The 17,984-nt window shown below is 59.9% G+C and carries 20 protein-coding genes; 8 read left to right on the forward strand and 12 right to left on the reverse strand.

The window, feature by feature from the left end; genetic code table 11:
* Positions 1-108: 108 nt before the first annotated feature.
* The 4 genes from topA (at position 109) to ACS3QZ_RS06655 (ending at position 4,829) form a co-directional block, all read left to right on the forward strand.
* On the forward strand, positions 109-2,658 hold the full coding sequence (gene topA, locus ACS3QZ_RS06640; protein ID WP_456037121.1) for a type I DNA topoisomerase: 2,550 nt from the start codon (positions 109-111) through the stop codon (positions 2,656-2,658).
* A gap of 151 nt (positions 2,659-2,809) precedes the next feature.
* Positions 2,810-3,379, forward strand: coding sequence for a L,D-transpeptidase (locus ACS3QZ_RS06645; protein WP_456037122.1), 570 nt, complete (start codon positions 2,810-2,812; stop codon positions 3,377-3,379).
* A gap of 98 nt (positions 3,380-3,477) precedes the next feature.
* The gene (locus ACS3QZ_RS06650) at positions 3,478-4,200 is read left to right on the forward strand and encodes a CoA transferase subunit A (RefSeq protein ID WP_456037123.1); all 723 of its coding nucleotides are present in this window, start codon (positions 3,478-3,480) and stop codon (positions 4,198-4,200) included.
* Positions 4,200-4,829, forward strand: coding sequence for a CoA transferase subunit B (locus tag ACS3QZ_RS06655; RefSeq protein ID WP_456037124.1), 630 nt, complete (start codon positions 4,200-4,202; stop codon positions 4,827-4,829). The genes ACS3QZ_RS06650 and ACS3QZ_RS06655 overlap by 1 nt, the downstream gene beginning before the upstream one ends.
* A 49-nt stretch (positions 4,830-4,878) precedes the next feature.
* On the opposite strand, the gene ACS3QZ_RS06660 is transcribed toward ACS3QZ_RS06655, so the two are convergent.
* The 4 genes from ACS3QZ_RS06660 to ACS3QZ_RS06675 all read right to left on the reverse strand — a co-directional run bounded on the left by ACS3QZ_RS06660 (position 4,879) and on the right by ACS3QZ_RS06675 (position 8,995).
* Positions 4,879-5,964, reverse strand: a complete 1,086-nt coding sequence (locus tag ACS3QZ_RS06660) for an ABC transporter substrate-binding protein (protein WP_456037125.1) — start codon at positions 5,962-5,964, stop codon at positions 4,879-4,881.
* Between the two features lie 104 nt (positions 5,965-6,068).
* Positions 6,069-6,671, reverse strand: coding sequence for a M23 family metallopeptidase (locus ACS3QZ_RS06665; protein ID WP_456037126.1), 603 nt, complete (start codon positions 6,669-6,671; stop codon positions 6,069-6,071).
* Positions 6,672-6,682: 11 nt separating this feature from the next.
* Entirely contained in the window at positions 6,683-7,486 is an 804-nt protein-coding gene (locus tag ACS3QZ_RS06670; protein ID WP_456037127.1) for a 3-hydroxybutyrate dehydrogenase, read from the reverse strand.
* Positions 7,487-8,995: a class I adenylate-forming enzyme family protein gene (locus ACS3QZ_RS06675; protein ID WP_456037128.1), complete on the reverse strand. Its 1,509-nt coding sequence runs from the start codon at positions 8,993-8,995 to the stop codon at positions 7,487-7,489. It abuts the gene before it with no gap.
* Positions 8,996-9,116: 121 nt separating this feature from the next.
* Here ACS3QZ_RS06675 and ACS3QZ_RS06680 point away from each other — a divergent pair, with 121 nt between their 5' ends.
* The 4 genes from ACS3QZ_RS06680 (at position 9,117) to aat (ending at position 12,333) form a co-directional block, all read left to right on the forward strand.
* Complete coding sequence (locus ACS3QZ_RS06680) at positions 9,117-9,653, forward strand: helix-turn-helix transcriptional regulator (protein WP_456039314.1); 537 nt, start codon at positions 9,117-9,119, stop codon at positions 9,651-9,653.
* Between the two features lie 163 nt (positions 9,654-9,816).
* A complete protein-coding gene (accB, locus tag ACS3QZ_RS06685; RefSeq protein ID WP_456037129.1) occupies positions 9,817-10,314 on the forward strand; it encodes an acetyl-CoA carboxylase biotin carboxyl carrier protein in 498 nt (165 codons plus the stop codon).
* A gap of 9 nt (positions 10,315-10,323) precedes the next feature.
* Complete coding sequence (gene accC, locus ACS3QZ_RS06690; protein ID WP_456037130.1) at positions 10,324-11,676, forward strand: acetyl-CoA carboxylase biotin carboxylase subunit; 1,353 nt, start codon at positions 10,324-10,326, stop codon at positions 11,674-11,676.
* Between the two features lie 21 nt (positions 11,677-11,697).
* Positions 11,698-12,333: a leucyl/phenylalanyl-tRNA--protein transferase gene (gene aat, locus ACS3QZ_RS06695; protein ID WP_456037131.1), complete on the forward strand. Its 636-nt coding sequence runs from the start codon at positions 11,698-11,700 to the stop codon at positions 12,331-12,333.
* Here aat and ACS3QZ_RS06700 read toward each other — a convergent pair.
* The 8 genes from ACS3QZ_RS06700 to ACS3QZ_RS06735 form a co-directional block, all read right to left on the reverse strand.
* Entirely contained in the window at positions 12,279-12,746 is a 468-nt protein-coding gene (locus tag ACS3QZ_RS06700; RefSeq protein ID WP_456037132.1) for a DUF2155 domain-containing protein, read from the reverse strand. The genes aat and ACS3QZ_RS06700 overlap by 55 nt on opposite strands.
* Positions 12,743-13,195: an outer membrane lipid asymmetry maintenance protein MlaD gene (mlaD, locus tag ACS3QZ_RS06705; RefSeq protein ID WP_456037133.1), complete on the reverse strand. Its 453-nt coding sequence runs from the start codon at positions 13,193-13,195 to the stop codon at positions 12,743-12,745. The genes ACS3QZ_RS06700 and mlaD overlap by 4 nt, the downstream gene beginning before the upstream one ends.
* A 3-nt stretch (positions 13,196-13,198) precedes the next feature.
* A complete protein-coding gene (locus ACS3QZ_RS06710) occupies positions 13,199-13,582 on the reverse strand; it encodes an NADH:ubiquinone oxidoreductase subunit NDUFA12 (RefSeq protein ID WP_093095142.1) in 384 nt (127 codons plus the stop codon).
* Positions 13,583-13,700: 118 nt separating this feature from the next.
* Entirely contained in the window at positions 13,701-14,966 is a 1,266-nt protein-coding gene (clpX, locus tag ACS3QZ_RS06715) for an ATP-dependent Clp protease ATP-binding subunit ClpX (protein ID WP_093094868.1), read from the reverse strand.
* Between the two features lie 134 nt (positions 14,967-15,100).
* Positions 15,101-15,733 carry an ATP-dependent Clp protease proteolytic subunit gene (locus ACS3QZ_RS06720; protein ID WP_456037134.1) on the reverse strand — a complete coding sequence of 211 codons (633 nt, stop codon included), beginning with the start codon at positions 15,731-15,733 and terminating at the stop codon, positions 15,101-15,103.
* Between the two features lie 231 nt (positions 15,734-15,964).
* Positions 15,965-17,233: an FCSD flavin-binding domain-containing protein gene (locus ACS3QZ_RS06725; RefSeq protein ID WP_456037135.1), complete on the reverse strand. Its 1,269-nt coding sequence runs from the start codon at positions 17,231-17,233 to the stop codon at positions 15,965-15,967.
* Positions 17,234-17,269: 36 nt separating this feature from the next.
* On the reverse strand, positions 17,270-17,536 hold the full coding sequence (locus ACS3QZ_RS06730) for a c-type cytochrome (protein WP_456037136.1): 267 nt from the start codon (positions 17,534-17,536) through the stop codon (positions 17,270-17,272).
* A 57-nt stretch (positions 17,537-17,593) separates the two neighbouring features.
* Positions 17,594-17,974 (reverse strand): c-type cytochrome, encoded by a 381-nt coding sequence (locus tag ACS3QZ_RS06735; protein WP_456037137.1) that lies wholly within the window; start codon positions 17,972-17,974, stop codon positions 17,594-17,596.
* Positions 17,975-17,984: the final 10 nt, after the last annotated feature.

The raw sequence follows: 17,984 nt of genomic DNA on the forward strand, positions 1-17,984 counted from the left end.
TTTGCACATCACCTTGCCACGGCGAAAATGCCACCGCATTGACAATTCCCCCTTTCACCCCACATTTTTCGCCGCCATAACGCTCGTCCCGAGTCGAGAGGAATTTTCATGCCCGTTGTCGTTGTCGAATCCCCGGCCAAAGCCAAAACAATCAACAAGTACCTGGGGTCCGATTACACGGTGCTGGCGTCTTATGGCCATGTGCGCGACCTGCCACCCAAGGACGGGTCGGTCGACACGGATGATGACTTTGCGATGAAATGGGAGGTCGGCACCGACTCTCGCAAACATGTGAAGGCGATTGCCGACGCGCTCAAGGATGACAACAACCTGATCCTCGCAACCGACCCCGATCGCGAGGGCGAGGCGATCAGCTGGCATCTTGAAGAAGCGCTGCGCAAACGCCGCGCCATCAAGAAGGACACGCCGGTATCACGCGTGGTGTTCAACGCGATCACCAAGTCCGCCGTAACCGAGGCGATGCAGAACCCACGACAAGTGGACCAGCCGCTCGTCGATGCCTATCTCGCCCGACGCGCGCTCGACTACCTTGTCGGTTTCAACCTTTCGCCGGTGCTTTGGCGCAAGCTGCCCGGCGCGCGCTCGGCCGGGCGTGTGCAATCGGTCTGCCTGCGCCTGATCGTGGAACGCGAGATGGAGATCGAAGCCTTCAACGCGCGTGAATACTGGTCGGTCAAGGCGGTGCTCACCACGCCGCGGGGTCAGGAATACGAAGCCCGCCTGACGGTTCTGGGCGGCAACAAGCTCGACAAGTTCGACATCGCCAACGAAACAGCCGCCGAACTGGCGGTGCAGGCCATCAATTCGCGCGACCTTTCGATTGCCAAGGTCGAAGCCAAACCGGCCAGCCGCAACCCTTCGGCCCCTTTCATGACCTCGACCCTGCAACAGGAAGCCAGTCGCAAATTCGGCATGGGTGCGCGTCAATGCATGTCCACTGCCCAGCGGCTCTACGAGGCCGGACACATTACATATATGAGGACCGACGGCATCGACATGGCCCCCGAAGCGGTCGCGGCCGCGCGCGACGCAATCAAGGATCGTTATGGCGCCGAATATGTGCCGTCCGAACCGCGCATGTACAAGAACAAGGCCAAGAATGCGCAGGAAGCGCACGAATGTATCCGCCCCACCGACATGGCGCGCGATGCCGCCGCGCTGAAGCTGTCAGACGAAGACCAGCGCAAACTTTACGACCTGATCTGGAAACGCACGATCGCCTGCCAGATGGAGGGTGCCCGCATGGAGCGCACCACCGTCGATATCGCCAGCGGCGACGAACAGGTCGGTCTGCGTGCCACCGGTCAGGTGGTGTTGTTCGACGGTTTTTTGCGGGTTTATGAAGAGGGGCGCGACGACGTGGTGGACGACGACGACAAGCGTCTGCCACAGATCATGGAGGGTGAGGCCGCGACCAAGAAGTCGGTCACACCGGAACAGCATTTCACCCAGCCCCCGCCCCGCTACACCGAAGCGACGCTGGTCAAGAAAATGGAAGAACTGGGCATTGGCCGTCCCTCGACCTATGCCAGCGTGATCACCACGATCCAGGACCGTGAATATGTCCGCAAGGAAAAGAACCGCCTTTTCCCCGAGGACAAGGGCCGGATCGTCACGATCTTCCTGCTGAACTTCTTCCGCCAGTACGTCGGTTACGAATTCACCGCCAATCTCGAGGAAGAACTCGATGACGTTTCGGCGGGGAACCGCAACTACAAGAACGTGCTGGCCCGCTTCTGGAAGGATTTCTCGGCTGCCATTGCAGAGACCTCGGAACTGCGCATCACCGAGGTTCTTGATGTACTTGACGACGCGCTGGCCCCACAGCTTTATCCGCCCCGTGAAGACGGATCCGATCCGCGTGTCTGTCCGAAATGCGGCCAGGGGCAACTGCACCTCAAGACCTCGCGCACGGGGGGGTTCGTGGGCTGCGGCAACTATCCTGAATGCACCTATACCCGCCCAATCGCAGGCGAAGGCGCAGATGGAGACGAGCGGGTTCTGGGCGAAGATGCGGGCGACGAGATCTGGCTCAAGGCGGGGCGTTTTGGCCCTTATGTGCAACGCGGCGAACCCACGCCCGAGAACAAGAAACCGCCGCGTGCGTCGCTACCGCGTGGCTGGAACAAGGATGACATGGACCTTGAAAAGGCCCTGACCTTGCTCAGCCTGCCGCGCGAGATCGGCGATCACCCTGAAGGCGGCATGATCAGCGCCAACTTCGGTCGGTTCGGGCCCTATGTCATGCACCAGCTGCCCGACGAGGCCAAGCCGGTCTATGCCAACCTCAAGGACCCCAACGACGTCTTTGAAATCGGCATGAACCACGCGGTCGAGCTGCTCACCGAAAAGCGCAACAACCCGGGCCGCCGGGGCGGGCGCGCGGCTGCCAAGCCGCTCAAGGAGCTGGGCGAACACCCCGAGAGCGGCGGCGCCGTCAACGTGATGGATGGGCGCTATGGCCCTTATGTGAAATGGGAAAAGGTCAACGCGACCATTCCCAAGGACATCAAGGCTGAAGATGTTACCATGGAGCAAGCCATGGAATGGATTGCCGAAAAGGCCGCCAAGAAGGGCACCAAGCGAAAGGCGCCGGCCAAGAAAAAGACCCCGGCGAAAAAGGCCGCAGCCAAATAATGACTCTTTGCCATGAATGTCAGACGGCGCCGGATGTCCGGCGCCGCCTTTTTTGGGGGGCACCTCGCGACTGCCTCAACAACTCGTGATTTGAATTCGTCACTGCACCTCGACATTTTCGCGTCAAAACGAGCAGATTCTGGACCATTTCATGACCGACACGCGCTTCACACGCCGCGCGCTTTTGCTTGCGGCCCCAGCCCTTGCCTTCTCGCGACTGCCCGCCCACGCAGACGAGCGCGACACGTCCGTCCCGCCCGTGCCTCGGAATATTTCGTCTTTCCGCACACAGGATTGGCGCGATCATTTTGACACGCTCGGTGTCGCCACCATCGTGGCCGACACCGCCTCGCGTGCCCTGCATTTCTGGAGCGGGGACGGCAGCGATTACCGGATGTTCCCGACCTCCGTGCCAATCTCGGAAGAGCTGACCAAGCGCGGATATACCAAGATCGTGCGCAAACGCGTTGGCCCCGACTGGACCCCGACGCCCAGCATGATCGAGCGCAACCCCGAGTTGAAATACATGCCCCCGGGCCCCGACAATCCGTTAGGCACTCACGCGATGTATCTCGACTGGCCCGCCTACCTGATCCATGGCACGCATGACACGCGCAAGATCGGGCGGCGCAGCTCGGATGGCTGTATCGGCCTTTACAACGAAGCGATTGCAGAGCTGTTCGAGATCACGCCCATTGGTGCCCAGGTCCGCCTGATCTGATCCTTCTCCCGTAGTAATACGGCCATAACAAAGCCGCATTGACTCCGGGGCGACGTGGCGTCAAAACCCGTACAATTCCGGATTTGAGGGAGAATTCCATGAAAAAAGTCTATGCGAATGCCACCGAGGCACTCGACGGGCTGCTCAAGGATGACATGCTGATCGCGTCTGGCGGTTTCGGTCTCTGCGGCATCCCCGACATGCTTCTCGAAGCCATCAAGGAGTCGGGCGTCAAGGACCTGACCTTTGCCTCCAACAACGCGGGCGTTGACGGCGCGGGCATCGGCATCCTGCTGGAAACCCGGCAGGTGCGCAAAATGATCTCGTCCTATGTGGGCGAAAACGCGGAGTTCATGCGCCAGTATCTCTCGGGTGAGCTTGAACTGGAATTCACCCCGCAAGGTACACTGGCCGAGCGTATGCGCGCCGGCGGTGCAGGCATCCCCGGCTTTTTCACCCGCACCGGCGTGGGCACCGTGATTGCCGAAGGCAAGATGGAAAAACAATTCCCCACCGGCCCCGACGGTGCCATGGAAGACTACATCATGGAAGAAGGCATCTTTGCCGATCTCGCTATCGTCAAGGCATGGAAAGCCGATGAAACCGGCAACCTTGTGTTCCGCAAGACCGCGCGCAACTTCAACGCCCCCGCCGCAACCTGTGGCAAGGTATGCGTTGTCGAGGTTGAGGAAATCGTGCCCACCGGCACACTGGACCCCGATGGCATCCACCTGCCCGGAATCTACGTGCACCGCATCATCAAGAGCACTGCGGAAAAACGCATCGAACAGCGCACCGTGCGCAAGCGGGAGGAAGCATAATGCCTTGGGATCGTAACCAGATGGCGGCACGGGCCGCACAAGAGCTTCAGGACGGCTGGTATGTGAACCTTGGCATCGGTATCCCGACGCTGGTTTCCAACTACATCCCCGAAGGTGTCGAAGTGACGCTGCAGTCGGAAAACGGCATGCTGGGCATGGGCCCCTTCCCCTATGAAGGCGAAGAAGACCCCGACCTGATCAACGCCGGCAAGCAGACCATCACCGAACTGCCCCAGACCGCCTATTTCGATAGTGCGCAGTCCTTTGCCATGATCCGCGGCGGCAAGATTGCCATGGCGATCCTTGGCGCGATGGAGGTGGCCGAGAATGGCGACCTTGCCAACTGGATGATCCCCGGCAAGCTGGTCAAGGGCATGGGCGGCGCGATGGACCTCGTGGCCGGTGTTGGCCGCGTGGTGGTCGTGATGGATCACACCAACAAACACGGCGACTCCAAGGTGCTGAAGGAATGCACCCTGCCGCTCACCGGCAAGGCTGTTGTGGATCGCATCATCACCAACCTTGGCGTGATGGACGTGGTCGAAGGCGGGCTGAAGCTGGTGGAACTGGCTGATGGCGTAAGCGAGGAAGAGTTCCGCGCTGCAACGCAGGCAACTCTGGTCAACTAAACACGCCTTATCTCATTGAAAAAGCCCGGCAATTGCGCCGGGCTTTTTTTCACGCTTCTGAAAACTCCAGCGTGCCGGGCAGGAACAATTCCTCAATCGTCAATTCGCGGGACGCTAATCCCTGTTGATGCGAATAGCGGAACAAGGTTTCCAGCGTCTTGCGGTTGGCTTCGATGCCATAAGGGTAAAAATTCCGCCCCATCAACTCTTGGGTTGCTTCAAGCTCTGAAGCGTACCAGGGCAACATGTCGGTTGCCCAGCTCAGCCGCGTCTTGGTCGCATAGGCGGCTTCCTTGGCTTGGGAAAATGCCCTGACAGCGGCCATCGGAACTTCCGCATGGGCCTCGGCAAAGTCACGCCGGATCGACAATACATGCATGATCGGAAAGACACCGGTGCGACGAAAATAATCCTGCTCGACACTGCGCACATTCGGAAACAGGCGTTTGATCCGGGGATCGCCCTGAAGATAGGCCGCGGGCGTGGCAGCATGGATCAGCGCGTCGACCTCTCCTGCCAGAAGCAACTCGGATTCATCCATCCCCGCAGGGCCCGAAATGATATCAACCCCATCCGCCCTGCGCTGTTCCTGCGCGGAGATCTTTCCCGCCTCGGCGGCAGAGCTGTCCTTGTTTGAAATAACCCAGGTCATGTCTGAAGGCTTGACCCCGTATTCATCTTCCAGCAGGCCGCGAATCCATGTGAGCGAGGTCGAGGAATAACCGGGCGTGCCCACCCGGCGCCCGTTGAGGTCTTCCGGGTGTTCGATGCCCGAATTTGTGTGGACGAAGATGCTCTTGTGGCGGAACTGGCGCAGCAGGAACACCGGCAAAAGAGCGTAATCGCGGAACCCCTCATTGGCATGGGCCAGCATGAAAGGATGCAAGCCAACTTCGGTGATCTGATGCGGGCCCTCACCCGAGAAAGCCAAGGTGTTCATGTCGCCGATGCCAGCTTCCACAAAGGTGGCCTTTACGCCGTCAATGGACACGGTCCCGTCAAACAGCGCGGCAGTACGATCAAGGCGATACCCCGCCACGCTTACCGGGACATCGCTCGCAAAGGCGCGGCTGGCAATCAACGCGGGCGCGGCCAAGACCGCACCGCTCATCATCATGAAGTCTCTGCGTTTCATGGGGCTTCCCTGTCTCAACGGTCTGCTTGCGCCAGCTTAGGCACACCGCAGGTCAAAGCAAAATAAAAAAGCGGACAGAGTATGTGCCCCCTGGGGTCGCGCGATCAGCGGCAAGCGACGGGATAGGTCAGCGCGAAGCCTCCCGAAATCGGCGCGCCAAGACAGCTTACCTTGCCGACACCGCCGGCCCATTTGCGATGCGGGTCAATGGCCACCCGCCCCTGCCCCGGCATGTCCTGCCAAAGCTCGAAATGCAGGTGCGGAAAACCCCCGGCAAGCGCGCCTGTTTTGCCCAGCGTCCCGATCTGCGCCCCACGGGCCACGGATTGCCCGCGGCTGACAAGCCGACTGTCCATATGGGCATAGCGCGTCCAGCGGCGCAGCGATCCGCCATGCGCAATCAATACGACATTGCCATAAGCCGGATCAAAGAAGGATTGATCGACTTTTCCGGATGCTGCAGCGAGTACAGGTGTGCCGACATCGGTGTGAATATCAATACCCGCATGTTCGCCCCATTCCTGCCCGCGTGGCGAATGGGTGTCGGGCGCGCGGAACTGCTGTGTGATGGACGGCGCGTTGCGGGGAACCTCGACCGCGATCGGATCTGGATAACGTGCCACGTAGGGCGCGCTTGCCCCAAAAGGTGCAAGCCCCGCCGCACAGGCCGCCAACGCCCCGACGCAAAGCCACAGCCATTTCCGCATTGATCCGTTCCTTATTGTGCCGTCCAGCCCCCATCCACGGGAATCGACGTGCCCGTCACATTATGGGCAATCGGCGCACAGAGCCACCGCGCAAGCGCCCCGATTTCCGAAGGGTCCGACGTGCGTTGCGAGGGCTGCTTTTCCGCCAAAAGATCAGCGATCCCTTTGTCCCGGTCGCCGCCAAATTCGGCTGCCCGCGCCTCGATCTGCGGCTGGATGATCGCGGTTTCCGTCCAACCCGGACAGATACAGTTCACCGTGACACCGCCCGCAGATTTCCTTCCTTGGTTGGCATATTCCAATGCGGCCACCCGGCTCAGACCGACAAGGCCAAACTTGGCCGCGCAGTAGGGCGCCTTTTCCTTGCTGGCGACGATGCCGTGTACGCTTGCAATGTTGATCACTCGACCATAGCCCCGTTCCGCCATCCCCGGCATCGCGGCACGCATGGTGTGAAAGGCCGCCGAAAGGTTGATGGCAAGGATCGCGTCCCATTTTTCGAGCGGCATCTCGGCAAGCGGCGCTGTGTGTTGAATACCGGCGTTATTCACCAGGATATCCGCCCCGCCCCACGCTGCGACCGCCGTCATCAAATCGTCGATCTGTTGGGGGTGGCGCAAATCGCCGCGAAAGAACTCGGCCTGTGGCGCTCCCTTGTCACGCAGATGGTGGCAGACCTCTTCGATTTGCGCATCCCCTGCAATCCCGTGCACCGCAATCCGTGCACCCGCCTCCGCCAAAGCCTCTGCGACCGCCAGACCGATGCCTTGCACCGACCCTGTGATCAACGCGGTTTTTCCTGCCAGTTCCGTCATTTACATGTCCTCCATCATCTTGCGCAGCTCGGTCTTGAGGACCTTGCCGTAATTGTTCTTGGGCAATTCGGTCAGCGCGAAATAGTCCTTTGGGCGTTTGAAACGAGCGATCTGTTCAAGGCAATGCGCATCAAGCGCCGCCGCATCCATCTCGCCCTTGGCCACCACGAAAGCGACAACATCTTCGCCCCATTCGGGATGCGGACGCCCCACGACGGACACCTCGATCACCGAAGGATGGGTCAAAAGCGCCTCTTCCACCTCGCGCGGATAGATGTTGGTGCCCCCCGAGATGATCATATCTTTGGATCGGTCCTTGAGCGTCAGGAACCCATTTTTGCTCAGACTGCCCATATCTCCAGTCTTGAGCCAGCCATCGACCACCGTCTTGGCCGTGGCTTCCTCATTCCGCCAATAGCCCGGCATCACCGCATCGCCGCGCACCATGATCTCGCCAACCTCGCCTGCGGACAGGGGCAATCCGTTCTCATCAGCAATGGCCACCTCGACCACCGATTGCGCCCGACCAACCGAGGCCAGCCGCGCCTCCCAGCGGGGATGCATGCGGTCCGACACCTCCTGACGGCCAAGTGCCGTGATGCACATCGGGCATTCCCCCTGGCCGTAGATCTGCACGAAAATCGGCCCGAAATGGTCCACTGCCTCGACAATGTCGGCCACGTACATCGGCCCTCCGCCATACACGATCGTGCGCAGCCCTTTGCCGCTTTCACCCGATGCCTTGGCCACCATCGTGAGGCGTTTGACCATGGTAGGCGCGGCAAACATGTGCACCCGCCCATGATGCCGAGCGAGTGCAAAAATCTCGGCTTCGTCAAATCCGCCACTGACGGGAAGAACATGGCGCGCACCCTTGAGCACATGCATCACGTTGTAGATCCCTGCCCCGTGGCTCATCGGCGCGGCATAAAGCGCAGCATCCTCACCTGTCACCTCATCTACATCGGCAAAGTAGCTGAGCGCCATCGCCACCAGCATGCGGTTGGTGATCATCACGCCCTTGGGCCGCCCCGTGGTGCCAGAGGTGTAGAACAGCCAACACAGGTCCTCGGCTTCGCGCGGGGTCGCCATTTCGAGCGGTCCATTCTCAATCGCCGTGGCCCAGACGGATCCGGTGACATCCACACAGGGCATATCGCACACATCACTTAGCGCGCCATGTAATCCCGGAGAGGTAAAGCACATGGCCGCATCCGCGTCTTTCAGAATCCACGCCGCTTCGCGCCCGTGCAGTTTCGCATTGATGGGTACAACAACAGCCCCGGCACACCACGCACCATATTGCGCGATCAGATATTCGGGCAGGTTCTTCATGAATATCCCGACCCGGTCGCCCGGCGCGATGCCATGCGTGCGCAACCAGCCGGCCACAGAAAGCGCCTTGGCATGAAAGCTGCCATAAGTTTCGGCGCAATCCTCTCCCAGGAAAATCGCCGGGCGTTCCGGGTCCAGCCGCGCGGTACGCTCAAGCCATGACGCTATATTCATGTCCCATCCCTCCCTAACATGACCATAGAGCTATGCCGCGTCGTGTCCCAAGCGACAATTCGTAAAAATACGCCGCCCCTTGGCCTTTAAGACGGCTTGTGCCATCAACAGGCCCATGGAACTGGACACCCTCGCCTTTGAACATGCCCCAGTGGGCCTTGCCATCCTTGAAAACCGCATCATCCGACGGTGCAACCTGCATTTTGGCGAGATGTTCGGCGAAGACCCTGCCTCCTGCGTCGATGTCTCGCTTGGTGAATTCTACGCCTCCGAGGAAGACTTTCAGTCCATCGGGGAACGCGGATTGGCGGCCATGCGCGAAAGCGGTCGGTATCACGACGAACGTGTCATGCGCCGGCGCAATGGCGAACTGTTCTGGTGCCGGGTGCGTGGCCAATCTCTTACCCCGGACAGCCCTTTCCAGCGCGGTATCTGGTCCTTTGCCGATCTTTCGGACGAACGCCCGATTGTCGAGCTGACCCAACGCGAACGCGAAGTGGCGATCCTGACCTGCCGGGGCCTGACCTCCAAGGAGATCGGGCTCGAACTCGACATCTCCTATCGCACCGTCGAAGAATACCGTGCCCGGCTGTTACGCAAGTTCGGCGCGCGCAAGCTGGCCGAGCTGGTGGCAAAACTCTCGGGCATGCCGCTCTGAGGCTGTTTTCTTTCCGCGTTTCCCCTCGAAAAACTGCGCCCACATCCCTATTTTGCACAGTCAGTTCAGCTTTCATCGCCCGCGCTTTTCACCTATAAGCGCCGCAGGGGAAACCAACCAACGACTGGAAACGCGCAAAAGCGCCGCACAGGGTATAACAAATATGAGCAAATCCAATCACGAGTCCGATGTCGCCTTCATCAAGGCGCTTGCAGAACTTCTGCGCGAAAACGATCTGACCGAACTTCAGGTCAAGCGCGACTATGGCGAAGATGACAGCCTGAACGTGCGCGTCAGCCGCCAACAGCCCGCCCCCATCGCCGCGGCCCCCGTCGCAGTGGCCGCGGCCCCTGCCGCAGCTCCCGCCCCCGCCACAGCGGCCCCAGCAGCCCCGACCGCAGGGGCAAATGACGATCCTGCCAGCCACCCCGGCGCAGTGACGTCGCCGATGGTTGGCACTGTCTATCTTCAACCCGAACCCGGCTCGCCCACCTTCATCAGCGTTGGTGCACAGGTGAGCGAAGGCGACACACTTCTGATCGTGGAAGCCATGAAGACCATGAACCACATTCCCGCCCCGGCCTCGGGCACGGTGAAACGGATTCTTGTCGGGGATGGCGACACCGTCGAATATGGTGCGCCTCTGGTTATCATCGAATAAGGCACTGACATGTTTCAGAAAATCCTGATCGCCAACCGCGGAGAAATCGCCCTGCGCGTGATCCGTGCGTGCCGCGAAATGGGCATCCAGTCGGTCGCCGTGCACTCGACAGCCGATGCCGACGCGATGCATGTACGCATGGCTGACGAGGCCATCTGCATCGGTCCGCCGCCGGGTACGGAAAGCTATCTCAACATGGCCGCGATCATCGCGGCCTGCGAAGTCACCGGCGCACAGGCCATCCACCCCGGCTATGGCTTCCTGTCGGAGAACGCCAATTTCGTGCAGATCGTCGAGGATCACGGCCTGACGTTCATTGGCCCGACCGCCGAGCATATCCGCGTGATGGGCGACAAGATCACCGCCAAGGACACGATGAAGGCGCTTGGCGTGCCTTGCGTTCCCGGCTCTGACGGAGGTGTACCCGATCTCGACGCCGCGCTGAAAATCGGCGAAGAGTTCGGCTATCCGGTCATCATCAAGGCCACGGCTGGTGGCGGCGGCAAGGGCATGAAGGTGGCCAACAACGCCACCGAGATGAAATCGGCGTTCCAGACCGCGCGCGCCGAGGGCAAGGCCAACTTTGGCAATGACGAAGTCTATATCGAGAAGTACCTCACTACGCCCCGCCATATCGAGATCCAGGTCTTTGGCGACGGCAAGGGCAACGCGGTGCATCTGGGCGAGCGGGACTGTTCGTTGCAGCGCCGCCACCAGAAGGTATTCGAAGAGGCCCCCGGCCCCTGCATCAGCGCAGAAGAGCGCGCCCAAATCGGTAAGGTCTGTGCCGACGCTGTGGCCAAGATCAACTATATCGGCGCAGGTACGATCGAGTTCCTTTACGAAAATGGCGAGTTCTACTTCATCGAGATGAACACCCGGCTTCAGGTGGAACACCCCGTGACCGAGGCCATCTTTGGCGTCGATCTGGTGCGCGAACAGATTCGGGTGGCCGAAGGTCTTCCCATGTCTTTCACGCAGGACGATCTCGAGATCAACGGCCACGCCATCGAGGTACGGATCAATGCCGAACGGTTACCGAAATTTTCGCCCTGCCCGGGGCGCATTTCGCACTACCACGCCCCCGGTGGGCTGGGCGTGCGGATTGATTCGGCGCTGTATGACGGCTATTCGATCCCGCCATATTACGATTCGCTGATCGGTAAACTGATCGTGCACGGGCGCGACCGCACCGAGGCACTGGCGCGTCTGAACCGGGCCCTGGGAGAGTTGATCGTCGACGGCATCGATACGACTGTGCCGCTGTTCCACGCCCTTCTGGGCGAGGACGATATTCATTCAGGCAACTACAATATCCACTGGCTGGAACGCTGGCTGGAAACCAACCTGAACGAAGGCTGAACCAAATGGGCGCGCGTCGGCATGGGTGAACTGACACCCGACCTGCTGATGCGCGCCTATGGCATGGGGGTGTTCCCCATGGCCGAGCATCGCGACGACCCCGAGGTGTTCTGGGTCGACCCGATCCGCCGGGGAATCATCCCTCTCGACCGCTTCCACATTTCACGGTCTCTCGCCCGCGCCATTCGCCGCGCGGATTACACAGTCACGCTCAACCGTGATTTCTCCGGCGTCGTGGATGGATGCGCCAACCGGGCGGAAACATGGATCAACGCGGAAATCCGGCGCCTTTACATGGCTTTGCACGAACGGGGCGATGCGCATTCCCTGGAAATCTGGCACAATGAGACCCTTGCGGGCGGCGTCTATGGCGTGACGCTCGGGGCGGCCTTTTTTGGGGAGAGCATGTTCTCGCGGCGCCCCAATGCATCAAAGATCGCGCTGGCCTATCTGGTCGAACATCTGCGCCGCTGCGGTTTTACCTTGTTTGACACACAGTTCATCACAGACCACCTGGCCAGCCTTGGCGCTCTGGAAATCCCGCGGGCGGACTATCACAAGGCGCTGACCTGGGCGACGGGGCAGCAGGCCGATATCACGGCTCAGTCGTTGCCGTCCGCCAGGGATGTCTTGCAACGCAGAACCCAGACATCGTAGCGCGGGTGATCCAGCGCGTTGAGTGCGGGAGATGAGGCAATCATCCATCCTTCGAAAACGGATGCCCCTTCGCCGTTGTTTTCCAGGATGGTGAGATAGGCATAAGCCTCGCCCGTGGCATTGTCCTCGGGGTGGCGGCATTGGGCCATGTCCACACGCAGCGCGCCGAAGTTCAGACTATAGCCGTTCTGCAATTCGAAATCGACCAGATCACCCGTCAGCTTGTCCAGCCCACGCAGCAGCGCACCTTCTGCGACCACGGCCCCGACAACGGTTTCGCTGGTGACATCACCTAATGGTTGGCGCAACGACTCAAAGGTCTGCGGCTCGATCTCAAGCGTTTCAACAACGATCTCTTGCGCGCTAGCCACAAACGGCGCGCAAATCGCCATTGCTGTCAGGAACCGCTTCATCCCTCTTCGTCCCCGCCTGTGACAAACTTCAACAAAAGCGAAACCAGGCTGACCGAGCTTTGCGTATCCTCGATCTCATCCCCTTCGGCGAAATTGAAGGGAGAGCCGCCCGGCAGGATTTCAACATAGTTCCCGCCAAGCAGCCCTTCGGAAGAGATCACGACCGCGCTGTCATCGGGAAGCTCAACCCCCTCCGCAACGGTAAACTCGGCGTCGGCGCGGAACGTCGCGGGGTTCAGGGTAATGTCCGTGACCGTGCCGATCTTGACACCGGCCAACCGCACATCGGTGCCCACGCTGACCCCTTCAATCGAACGGAACGACGCAGTGAGCGCATAGCCGGAGCCGTCACTGCGCAGGGTCGTGAACTGGCTGGCATAGACCAGAAACCCGATCGCCACGGCAACAACCGCAGCACCAACGGCAGCCTCTGTACGAACGGCCGACATGGTTTACTCGGGGCTCCACGCCTCGTAGTCGCGGCGCTCCTGCGGGGTGCCAGCGCGGATCGAACCGGCAGGTGCATAGGCCAATGCGGTACCCGACAGGTTTTCCTGATGCGGCTTTTCCCAGTCCTTGTGCTTGAGCGGCTTGTCGCTGGGCGCTTCGTCAAAAGTGTTGTGCAGCCAGCCATGCCAGTCGGCGCCGATCCGGCTCGCTTCGACTTCGCCGTTAAACATCACCCAACGCTTCGAATCATCGGCGTTGCGATAATAGACGTTGCCCTGATCGTCCTCGCCCACTTTGATACCCTTGCGACGCGTATAAAGCCGCGTGTTCAGGGTGCCACCGTTCCACCAGGTCAGGACGCTGTTGATCGTGCTCAGAATGCCCATGGATGCCTCCGCAAATTCCTCTTCCATATGAACCATTCCGCACCAAAGGTCCAGTGGTCGCCGAAAGGGAAAGGGGCGGACAAATTGCCAACCCCTCTCAAATTTCTTCCGTTTAACCTCAGCCCGCCGTTGCGGGCTCTTTCTCGGCTTCACCGTGGATCATCAGCGGCGCAGCGGCCCCGGTCGCGGCCTCTTCGTTCACGACAACCTCGGTCACGCTATCCATACCGGGCAACTCGAACATCGTGTCCAGCAGAATATCCTCGAGGATCGAACGCAAGCCACGGGCGCCCGTCTTGCGCTCGATGGCACGCTTGGCAATGGCCTGAAGAGCATCATCCGTAAAGGTCAGCTGTGTGTCTTCGAGTTCGAACAGGCGCTGATATTGCTTGACCAGAGCGTTCTTGGGCGCGGTAAGGATCGTGACCAGCGCGTCTTCGTCCAGATCTTCCAGCGTTGCCAGAACCGGCAGACGCCCCACGAATTCCGGGATCAGGCCGAACTTCAAAAGATCTTCCGGCTCAAGATCCTGAAAAATCTCACCAACGCCACGCTCATCATTGTCGCGCACATCGGCCCCAAAGCCCATAGCGCTGCCCTTACCGCGAGCCGAGATGATCTTGTCCAGCCCGGCAAAGGCACCGCCGCAGATGAACAGGATGTTGGTGGTGTCCACCTGCAGGAATTCTTGCTGCGGATGCTTGCGCCCGCCTTGAGGCGGTACGCTGGCCACGGTGCCTTCCATCAGCTTCAGCAGCGCCTGTTGCACGCCCTCGCCCGAAACGTCGCGAGTGATCGAGGGATTTTCCGACTTGCGGGTAATCTTGTCGACTTCGTCAATATAGACGATTCCGCGCTGCGCGCGCTCGACATTGTACTCGCTGGCCTGAAGCAGCTTGAGGATGATGTTTTCCACGTCCTCGCCTACATACCCCGCCTCAGTCAGCGTGGTCGCATCGGCCATGGTGAAGGGCACATCAAGGATTCGCGCCAGAGTCTGAGCCAGCAGAGTCTTGCCGCAGCCCGTCGGGCCGATCAGCAGGATGTTGGATTTCGCCAGCTCGATATCACCGGATTTCGACGCATGATTCAGACGTTTGTAGTGGTTGTGAACCGCCACCGAAAGCACACGCTTGGCCATCGCCTGACCGATCACATAGTCGTCCAGAACGTTGCAGATCTCGCGTGGGCTGGGAACACCTTCCGAAGCCTTCAGCCCGCTGGCCTTGGTCTCTTCACGGATGATGTCCATGCAGAGTTCGACACATTCGTCACAGATGAACACCGTCGGGCCCGCAATCAGCTTGCGCACCTCGTGCTGGCTCTTACCGCAAAAGCTGCAGTAGAGGGTGTTCTTGCTGTCTCCGCCGGAATTGTTCGCCATATCCTACCTTTCAGGCCCTGTGAAGCCGCCCGGTTTCCCGGTTGGCGCCCGCGTTTCGGCCAGCTTAGGCCAGCCGTTTGGCGGGTACAATGTGAAATTGCCCCGCGCGATGTGCATGCGCGGGGCGTCACGCATCAGCTCTCTGCGTCGTCACCCTTGGCGCGGCTTTCCACGATTTCGTCAATCAGGCCGAACGCCTTGGCTTCTTCCGGCGACATGAAGTTGTCGCGCTCAAGCGCGGCTTCCACATCTTCCAATTTCTGGCCGGTGTGCTTGACGTAGATTTCATTGAGGCGCCGCTTAAGCTTCAGCGTTTCCTCGGCGTGGATCATGATATCCGTCGCCTGCCCCTGGTAGCCACCCGAAGGCTGGTGCACCATGACCCGGCTGTTGGGAAGCGAGAAGCGCATTCCAGCCTCACCTGCAGTCAACAGAAGCGAACCCATCGACGCCGCCTGACCAATTACCAAGGTCGAAACCTTTGGTTTGATATATTGCATCGTGTCATAGATCGACAGGCCCGAGGTCACGACGCCACCGGGGCTGTTGATATACATGCTGATTTCCTTCGAGGGATTCTCGGCCTCCAGGTGCAGCAGCTGCGCAACGATCAGGCTCGACATACCGTCATGCACGGGACCGTTCAGGAAAATGATCCGCTCTTTGAGCAGGCGGGAAAAGATATCGTATGCGCGTTCGCCCCGGCTCGTTTGTTCCACCACCATGGGCACCAGGGTATTCATGTATGTCTCGAAAGGGTCTTTCATATCCGCCTGCCTGTTGTTCGCCTGGGGCCATCAATTGGCTCCCTCCCCCAGAGTCTTAGTGCTGCGCAAAAGGGGCTGCAAGACCAGCAGACAATTTTAGGGTTAACACCTGGTAAAGCTCCTGTGCGCGGCGTTAGCGGTACGACACTCCTGCCCCTGACAAACCGCGCTGCTTTTCCAACAAAAAAGGGCCGCCAACCGGCGGCCCAGTGGAGAAGTCTGTGATCCGGCTTAGCCAAACATGTCGCTGGTGATCCCCGCATACCAGCCAACCGATTCCTCGAAGGTTCGCGCGCGCAGTTCCGCACTCTCACCGGTCGCCGAGATAAACCCGTCAACCTTGGCAATCTTCTCGTCGGTCGCCTCATAAGTCGCCCCCACCTTGACACCATCGTCGGTGTCAATAAGCGACCAGCAGGTGTTCGAGAACTTGGCCGGGAACACTTTCGACCCGGTCAGCGCGCCGCGAATGGCCATCGCCGCGACCTTGGCCTGGCTGTTGGCCGAGAAGCCGGATTTCGGCATGTCGCCTTGCGAACTGGCATCCCCCAATACGTGAATGTTCTCGTCCGCACGGCTCTGCATCGTGTGCGGGTTCACCGGTGCCCAGTTGCCCTCGGTGATATCCGCCATCTCGCAAATCTTGCCCGCCTTCATCGCCGGAATCACGTTGCAGGCATCAACCTTGGTCACTTCGCCATCAATGCTCACCGTCATCTCGTCAGCATTGACCTCAACCACATCGCCCCCGAAATCCGGACCGATCCAGTCGATCATGCCGTTGTAATGGTTGGCCCAACCTTCCTGGAAAAGCGCCATTTTCGAGAATTTCGGCTTGGGGTCGGCAATGATGATCTTGGCGGTCGGGTTCTTTTCCTTCAGAACATGCGCCACCATGGACACGCGTTCATAGGGTCCCGGAGGGCAGCGGAACGGGTTCGGCGGGGCCACCATCGCATAGACGCCCCCCTGCGGCATCGACTCGATCTGCGCTTTGAGCAATTCGCTCTGCGACCCGGCCTTGTAGGCATGGGGCATCTTGTTCTGCTTGGTCACATCCCAGCCCTGAACCGCGCCATCGACAAAATCGATCCCCGGTGATAGCACCAGCCGGTCATAAGGCAGCTTTCCGCCGCCAGCTAGGCTGACCATCTTGGCGTCGCGGTCGATCCCGATGGCCCAATCGTGCACAACGTTGATGCCATATTCGCTGGCCAGCGTGCCATAGCTGTGGGCAATCGAAGACAGCTCGCGGAACCCGCCGATATAAAGGTTCGAAAAGAAACAGGTGTAATAGCTGCGGGTCGGTTCAATGAGGGTGACGTCAATCTCGCCCTTGCTGCCCTTGGCGAGGTAACGCGCGGCGGTCGCCCCACCCGCACCGCCACCAATCACCACGACACGCGGTTTGCCGTGACTTGCGCCCATTACCATCGGGGCGGAAAGCGACGCCGCCGCAGCGACCCCGGTGCCGATGAATGTCCGTCTGTTCAATGTCATGTTTTTCTCCTCCACAAGAAAAAAAGCGCCCGAGATTTACTCGAGCGCACCAAAATAGGATGCCAGTGCCGCAATCTCTTCATCCGAGAGCCGCCCGGCCATCATCTGCATCACCGGGTGTTTGCGAATGCCCCGTTTATATGCATGCATGGCAAGGACAAAATCTTCGTCATACCATCCTGTGATCACTGGAATACCGTCATAGTCGCCGCTGGTCTGGTGACAGGTGGTACATTCGGTTGACAGGTATTCGCCGTAGTCCGGATCTCCCACAATGGCGAGAATTTCCGGGGACAGAGCCACTTCCTGTGGCACAGCCGTTGGAGCAGCTTCGGGAATGTCCTGCGGGCTGGATGAAAACTAACGCAGATAGGCGAGCACGTCGCCGCGATCCTTGGCCTCTTCCATCCCCGAGAAATTCATGTTGGTGCCGCTCACCAAGAGCTTCGGGTTGGTCAGGTAGGCGTCAAGATTGGCGAGGTTCCAGACCATGCCATCACGCCGCGCACGATTGATACCTTCGGAATAAGTGAAATCTTCGAACTGGGCGATCTTGCGGTCAAAAATATTGTTGAGATGCGGCCCCTCGCCTTCGCCCGTCCCATGGGCCGCGCCATCACCTACCTCGTGACAGCTTCCGCATTTCTGAAAAAACAACCGCTCACCACGATCGGTATCCCCAATCGCGGTGGCAGTTTCCTCGGCCTGGGCCACGCCAGCGAGCGCCGCCCAGACAATCAATGCTCCTCCA

Source organism: Shimia sp. W99, from assembly GCF_053851455.3.